Origin of the sequence: Corallococcus sp. AB018 (assembly GCF_003986945.1) — a bacterium.
GTDB lineage: Bacteria > Myxococcota > Myxococcia > Myxococcales > Myxococcaceae > Corallococcus > Corallococcus exiguus.
On the sequence record NZ_RAWR01000346.1, the window covers coordinates 1 to 6,739 of the forward strand.

Sequence of the window (6,739 nt, forward strand, 5' to 3'; positions counted from 1 at the left end):
GCCACCAGCTCCTCCGCGAGCGCCCCGCGCGGGAATCGCGCCTGGACGCCGGCCCCCGCCACCCGCTCCTCCGGGAGCGCCCCGCGCGCGGAGAGCGACTGGACGGACCCCGCTACTCGCTCCTCCGCGAGTGCCCCGTGCGAGGAGAGCGACTGGACGGCCCCCGCTACTCGCTCCTCCGCGCGTGCCCTGCGCATGAAGAGTGCTTGGACGCCGACCACCGCCGACAGCGTGAGCGCCAGCAGCCCCGCGATGAAGAGGTCGCCGTGGTAGGCGTCGCCCTGCGGCAGCACGCCCAGCCCTCCGTCAATGCGCAGCACCCCCCACCACGCGGCCTGGACCGCCGCCGCGCCCGCCACCGCCGCCGCGAGCACCGCGCCCGCGCCCCACGTCAGTCCGGACGCGCGCAGCCGGCCACGGCGCAGTCCCATGACGAGCGCCACCGCCACCGCGAGCAGCGCCAGCAGCGCGATGGGCGGGGCCCAGGTGGCAGGGTGGTGCACGAGGAAGGGCCCGGCGTTGAAGTAGACGGCGTCCTCCGGAGGCGTCGGCTCCAGCGCGTCGTCGCCCAGGTGCCGCGCGAGCGCGAGCATCACCTCGCCGTGGTGCTGGAGGCTGTCCAGGCCGAAGTGGGCGAGGTCGTCCGTGCGCGCGTGGTAGCGCATGAACCCGTCGAGGAAGCCGAAGTTGAGGCCCGTCTTCCCCCGCTGGAGGAAGACGGTGAAGTCCGTGTCGTTCTGCAGCCGCCGGTACACCTCGTCGAACAGCGAGCTGGCCTGGGCGGGTGCCCCCGAGCGCGCCAGGTGCTGGATGAGCCAGCGGTTGCCGGGGCCCGGCTGGAACATCAGCGAGGGCCCGTGCGAGCCCCGGGCCTCGAAGTTGAGGACCACGGACACCTGCTCCGCCAGCGGGTGATGGAACGCGAACGCCCGCGCCCCCACGAGCCCCGTCTCCTCCGCGTCCGTGAAGAGGAAGAGGACGTCGTTGCGCGGCGGCGGGCCCGTGCGCAGCGCCCGCAGCGTCTCCAGCATCGCCGCCACGCCGGCCCCGTCATCCGAGGCCCCGGGCGACGTGGGCACGGAGTCGTAGTGCGCGACGATGGCGATGACGCCGCGGCTGTCCTGGCCCTTCACGTGGGCAAGCACGTTGTGGACGGTGGCGCCCGGGATGGAGTTCTCCTCCATGTCCGGGTGGATGGCGGCCGTGGCCTGCACCTCCGGCGTGACGCCCAGGCCGCGCACGGTGTCCACCAGGTACTCGCGCACCTCGCGGTGGGCTTGCGAGCCCACGGGGTGCGGCCGGGCCGCGATGCGCGCCAGGTGCTCGCGTGCACGCCCCGCGGAGAACACCTCCGGGGGCGCTGTCGCGGGCAGCGCCGGGGGCGCGGAGGCGAAGTGCAGGGCGAGGGCGGCGGTGAGCGCGGTGAGGACCGCGGCCGCGAGGCTGGCGATGCGGGGGCTCACGCGCGGGCCTTCACGCCGCCGCTTCCGGGGCCACCACGTCGAAGCGGATCCGCCCCAGCGCCTCCGTCACCGCGCGCTCCACGTGGGCGCGGTCTTCGCCGCTCGCGATGACGTGGCCCAGCCGGTCGCCAGAGCTCTCCGGCGGACGCACGGTGACGCCCGGCGCCTTGTCCACGGACACCTCGCGCACGCCGTCCTCCTGGCGTGCGTCCTCCACGCCGTGCACCGCCGCGAGCCGCCCCGCGCCGGACGCGGTGAGGAAGCGGATGGAGGCCGTGGCCTTCTGGCGGGGCGTCAGGTCCACGGGCCGCCCCAGCAGCTGCTCCAGCAGCACCGTCAGCAGGTCGATGCCGGTCGCGTGGCGCACCAGCTCCGGAATCATCCCGCCCGCCAGCCGCGGGTTGATTTCGATGACCACCGGGCCCTGGGCGCAGAGGCGGATCTCCGTGTGCGCGGGGCCCAGGTCGAAGCCCACCGCGTCCAGCGCGGCCACCACGGCGCGCTCCAGCGCCTGGCGCTCACCGTCGTCGAGGGGCGCCGGGAAGTCGTGGCCCAGCTCCACGAAGTGGGGCGGGGCGGACAGGTGCTTGCGCGTGACGCCGATGACGCGCGTGTCGCCCCGGGCGAGCGTCACGGTCTCCACGCTGAACTCGGGCCCGGTGAGGAATCCCTCCACCAGCACCTCGCCGGCCAGCGCCTGGCCGCGCTCGTTCACCCGGCGCGACGCGAGCGACCGGTAGTGCGCGAGCAGCGCCTCGGGCGAATCCACGCGCCGTACGCCGGTGCTGCCGCTCTCCGCGGTGGGCTTCACCACGCAGGGGTAGGTGGCCTCGCGGCTCACCTGGAGCGCCTGGGCCTCGGAGGTGACGAGCCAGAACTCCGGGGTGGGCTGGCCCGCGGCGCGCAGCACCTTCCGGGCCTCGTGCTTCTCATGGCAGATGCGGGCCGCGTCCGGGTGGAGGTAGCGGAAGCCGTACCGGGCGGCCAGCCAGGCCACCAGGGGCACGTAGAACGTGGAGAAGGTCAGGAGCGCGTCCACGCGCGTGCGCGCCGTCAGGGCCCGCACGCAGGCGTCCATCGCCTCCCGGTCGTTCGTGTCCGCCTCCAGCACCTGGAGGTCCGGGCTGCCTGCGAGCTTCGCGAGGAAGGGGTACTTGCCGGGCTGGCGGGTGATGAAGGTGACCTGCTGTCCCTGGGCCACCAGCCGCTCCACGGCGAGCTTGCCGGTGCCCGTGGTGTTGCTCTCGATGAAGGCGAAGTGGGCGCGCATCACAGCCCCAGCTCCCGGGTGAGGTCGCCGCTGAGGGTGATGTCGGGCGCGTGGTACGGGACGCCGCCGTCGTGGGGCAGCGGCGCGTGGCTCCAGCGCTCGGCCACGTCCACGCCGTAGCGGATGGCGTGCGGGGCCGCGGCGGCGGCGCACTCCGGGCCGGCGATGTGGTGCTTCGCCAGATAGTCGTCCGAGTAGATGGTCTCCCCGTAGCGGTCGCCCTTGTCCGGGAAGATGCCCACGACGTGGGCGTCCGGGCCGAACTGCTCCGCGAGCCACGAGCCCACGATGTAGACCGCGCCGGACGAGCCGCCCGCGAAGATGCCCTCGCGCCGGGCCAGCTCGCGGCAGCCCTGGAACACCTCGCCGTCGGACAGCCAGTGGGCCTCGTCGATGACGCGGTAGTTGATGTTGCCCGCGATGATGCTGTTGCCGTGGCCGCTCTGGAGACGGGGGCGGTTGGGCTGGTGGAACTGCACGGAGCCCACCGCGTCCACGGCCACCACGCGCACGTGAGGCAGGCGCTGCTTGAGCGCGGCGGCCGTTCCACTGAGGGACCCGCCGCTGCCCACGCTGGCCACCAGCGCGGCGATGTTGCCGCCCAGCGCCTCGGTCAACTCCTGGGCCATGGCGCTGTTGTACGCGCCCGGGTTGCTGGGGCTGTCGTACTGGCGCGGCCAGAAGGCACCGGGCACGTCGCGCAGCACGTCCCGCAGGCGCTCCAGCCGCGACTGCTGCCAGCCTCCGGTGGGGTGATAGGCGTCCACCACCAGGACCTCCGCGCCCAGCGCCCGCAGCTTGGCGGCGGTGCTCACGTCGATGCGGGGGTCGGTGATGATGATGACCCGGTAGCCCTTGAGGGTGCCCACGCGGGCCAGGCCCTCCGCCATGGTGCCGGAGGAGCTTTCGACGATGGTGCCGCCGGGCTGAAGGTCGCCCCGGGCCTCCGCGTCGGTCACCATCTTGAGCGCGACCCGGTCCTTCATCTGCCCGGGCATGGACAGCTCCAGCTTGCCCCACAGCTGCGCGCGCGGCCGGTTCACGGCGCGGCCCCGCAGCGAGACGAGGGGGGTGTTCTTCATCAACTCCAGGACGGACGAGACCTTGAGCATGGCGGAGGGCGGGCGGGGTTAGGGGGTCGGGAATCCGGAGGCGGTGAGAAGCGCGGTGACGGCCTGCTCCAGCTGTCCGCGCGCGTCTTCCTGTTCGACGCGCCAGGCCTGGAGGGAGGCGGCGAGGCCCGGGTCCTCCAGAGCGGCGAGCTGGGCCAGGACGGAGGCGGGCGCGGGGCCTCCGCCATGGGCGGACGCCTCCACGCAGGTGGCGGGCTCCAGCGCGCGCGCCAGCTCCGCCTCGTCGAGCGTGAAGGCGCGCGAGGTGACTTCCAGGAGCAGCGCCTCCAGCCCGCGCCGGGCGTCCGCGGCGGTGAGGGGCGCGTCGCCCGTCTTGCGCGCCACGAGCCGGGCCACCACGTCGTGGGCCGTGCGGAACGCGAGCCCGTGCCGCGCGACCAGGTGGTCCGCGACCGCGGTCATCGTCGTGTCCGCGTGGACCAGGAAGGCGCGCATCGCGTCCGGGCGGACGCGCACGTGCTGGAGCAGCAGGTCCATCAACTGGACCGCCTTGCTGATGCCCCGGAGCGCGGGCCACAGGTGCGCGGAGACTTCACCGCTGACCTCCACGCTGTTGGTGAAGGGCGTGTTCTTCAGGCCCATCAAGGCGTTCATCAGCGCGCCGGTGGGGTGCACCGCCTGTCCGCGGATGTGCTCCAGGACGAAGGCGTTGCGCTTCTGCGGCATGATGGAGCTGGTGCTCACCAGGTCATCCGGCCAGTCGAGGAAGCCGTAGGCCATGCTGGCCCAGGCCTGCAGGTCGTTGGCCAGCCGCGTGAGCGTGGTGCCCATGAGCGCCAGGGGCCCGAGCACCTGGATGACGAAGTCCCGCGAGCCGACGGCGTCCGCGGAGTTGAGCACCGGCGCGGAGAAGCCCAGCAGCCGCGCGACCTCGTGCGGGTCGATGGGGAACGACGTGCCACCTCCGGCCGCGGCGCCCATGGGGCTGCGGTTGACGGTGCCGTAGCTGGCGGCGAGCCACGCGGTGCCACGGACGAACTCCGACAGCACCGCCGTCAGGTAGTGGCCGAACGTGGAGGGCTGCGCGGGCTGCTGGTGGGTGAAGGAGCTCATCACCGTGCGCGCGTGCGCGTGCGCCTGCGTGCTCAGCGTGCGCGACAGGGACTCGCAGCCGGCGAGCACGCCCAGCAGCTCCGTGCGCAGCCGCATCCGCGTCACGGTGGCGTTGATGTCGTTTCGGCTGCGGGCCACGTGCGCGGATCCGCCGACCTCGCCTCCCAGCCGGTGGATGTATTCGTTCTCGTACGTGAGGTAGAGGCCGCGGTGCGACGCGGGCGTTTCGAACACGGTCTCCCCCGCGTCCGAGCGCAGCCGCAGGTCGCGGTTGACGGACAACAGGCGCGCCACGGTCTCCGCGGGGAGGATGCCCCGGTGCGCGAGCATCACCAGGTGGGCCGCGTCGATGCGCAACAGGTGCGGCAGCACCGTGCGCTGGTCCTCCGCGAAGCCCGGTTCGTAGAACAGCCGGAAGAGGACGGGGTGGGGCGGCAGCGAAACGCGGCCCAGGGTCTGCGCGCTCATCGTGCGTCCACCGGGGAAGCCGCTGCGTCCTCCGCGGCGATATCGCCCACCACCGCGCCGGTGAGCCGCTGGATGTCCCGCGGCGAGATGCGCAGCATGTGCTGATCATCCCCGCCGCCGCCGAAGACGACGTCGTACTGGAGCACGCGCGAGTCGATGACCACGGCCAGCGGCGTCGCGTGCCCCACCGGAGGGACGCCGCCGACGGCGTAGCCCGTCAGCCGCGACACCGTCTGCGCGCTGGCCAGCTTGAGCTGCGTGAGCTGGAGCGCGGCGGCCACCTTCGCGGTGGCGATGCGGATGTCGCCGGGCGCGATGGCCAGACACGCGCGAGACGCATCCTTCTTCCCCTCGAAGACGATGGTCTTGACGATCTGCGCGGGCGCCACGCCCAGCGCCGCCGCCGCCAGCGGCACCGTGGGCATGTCCGCGCCGGGGTTGATCAGCGTCGCGGCGACCTGGGAATCACGCAGGTACCGCTCAAGGAATTCGCGTCGGGAAGGTGCATCCGTCGTGTTCATGACGAACGCGAGTTTAAAGGATTCCCCTCTTACGTACAGAGTGCGCGCGGAGCGGAACCCGTGACGGTGGATCCGCTCCGCGCGCGTGTTTCACGTCGTGCGCGCGAACGTTACGCGCTGACGCCAATGCCAATCGGGCAGCTCACGCCGGTGCCGCCAACGCTGCAATAACCCCCTGGGTTTTTCTGCAGGTACTGCTGGTGGTAATCCTCGGCGTAATAGAAGGCCGGCGAGGGCAGGACCTCCGTGGTGATGTCGCCCAGGCCCTTCGCGTTGAGCGCGGCCTGATACGCCTGCCGCGTCTCCTCCGCGGCGCGCTTCTGCGCGTCGTTCGCGAAGTAGATGCCGGAGCGGTACTGCGTGCCCGCGTCGTTGCCCTGGCGCATGCCCTGTGTCGGGTCGTGGTTCTCCCAGAACACCTTCAAGAGCTGCGCGTACGTGACCTTCGCCGGGTCGAACACCACGCGCACCACTTCGTTGTGGCCGGTGAGTCCCGAGCAGACCTCTTCGTACGTGGGGTTCGGCGTCAGCCCGCCCGCGTACCCCACCGAGGTGGAGTACACGCCCGGCACCTGCCAGAACTTGCGCTCGACCCCCCAGAAGCAGCCCATGCCGAAGACGGCCGTTTCAAAGCCCTCCGGCACCGGCCCCTTCAGCGGGGTGCCCAGCACGGTGTGCTTCTGCGGAACCGGCATCTCCTGGGGACGGCCCGGCAGCGCCTCCTGCGGAGTGGGGAGCCTCGACTTCTTCGGGGACGTGAAGAACATGCTCTAGCTTTAGCTCCGGGCCTCCGCATTTTCACGTTCAGCGCACGTCCGCCCTCCCGCCCTC

Annotated in this window: 6 protein-coding genes; all 6 read right to left on the reverse strand. The window is 72.4% G+C overall.

Features of this window, described 5'->3' with window-relative positions; all coding sequences use genetic code 11:
• The coding region (locus D7Y11_RS40825; protein WP_126936375.1) for a M20/M25/M40 family metallo-hydrolase at positions 1 to 1,463 on the reverse strand (1,463 nt) is incomplete at its 3' end.
• A 10-nt stretch (positions 1,464 to 1,473) separates the two neighbouring features.
• Positions 1,474 to 2,733 carry an ATP-grasp domain-containing protein gene (locus D7Y11_RS40830; protein WP_126936376.1) on the reverse strand — a complete coding sequence of 420 codons (1,260 nt, stop codon included), beginning with the start codon at positions 2,731 to 2,733 and terminating at the stop codon, positions 1,474 to 1,476.
• The gene (locus D7Y11_RS40835) at positions 2,733 to 3,815 is read right to left on the reverse strand and encodes a cysteine synthase family protein (protein ID WP_233614110.1); all 1,083 of its coding nucleotides are present in this window, start codon (positions 3,813 to 3,815) and stop codon (positions 2,733 to 2,735) included. Before D7Y11_RS40835 ends, D7Y11_RS40830 begins: the two co-directional genes overlap by 1 nt.
• Positions 3,816 to 3,863: 48 nt before the next feature.
• Positions 3,864 to 5,387: an argininosuccinate lyase gene (argH, locus tag D7Y11_RS40840; protein ID WP_233607564.1), complete on the reverse strand. Its 1,524-nt coding sequence runs from the start codon at positions 5,385 to 5,387 to the stop codon at positions 3,864 to 3,866.
• On the reverse strand, positions 5,384 to 5,908 hold the full coding sequence (locus D7Y11_RS40845) for an aminoacyl-tRNA deacylase (RefSeq protein ID WP_233607565.1): 525 nt from the start codon (positions 5,906 to 5,908) through the stop codon (positions 5,384 to 5,386). Before D7Y11_RS40845 ends, argH begins: the two co-directional genes overlap by 4 nt.
• Before the next feature lie 110 nt (positions 5,909 to 6,018).
• Positions 6,019 to 6,675, reverse strand: a complete 657-nt coding sequence (msrA, locus tag D7Y11_RS40850; RefSeq protein WP_126936377.1) for a peptide-methionine (S)-S-oxide reductase MsrA — start codon at positions 6,673 to 6,675, stop codon at positions 6,019 to 6,021.
• Between the last annotated feature and the right edge of the window lie 64 nt (positions 6,676 to 6,739).

What these genes read in the sequence shown, in the direction of transcription:
- D7Y11_RS40830 (WP_126936376.1), bottom strand. Translation starts at nt 2,733, where the DNA reads ATGCGCGCCCACTTCGCCTTCATCGAGAGCAACACCACGGGCACCGGC.
- D7Y11_RS40835 (WP_233614110.1), bottom strand. Translation starts at nt 3,815, where the DNA reads ATGAAGAACACCCCCCTCGTCTCGCTGCGGGGCCGCGCCGTGAACCGG.
- msrA (WP_126936377.1), bottom strand. Translation starts at nt 6,675, where the DNA reads ATGTTCTTCACGTCCCCGAAGAAGTCGAGGCTCCCCACTCCGCAGGAG.
- D7Y11_RS40845 (WP_233607565.1), bottom strand. Translation starts at nt 5,908, where the DNA reads ATGAACACGACGGATGCACCTTCCCGACGCGAATTCCTTGAGCGGTAC.
- argH (WP_233607564.1), bottom strand. Translation starts at nt 5,387, where the DNA reads ATGAGCGCGCAGACCCTGGGCCGCGTTTCGCTGCCGCCCCACCCCGTC.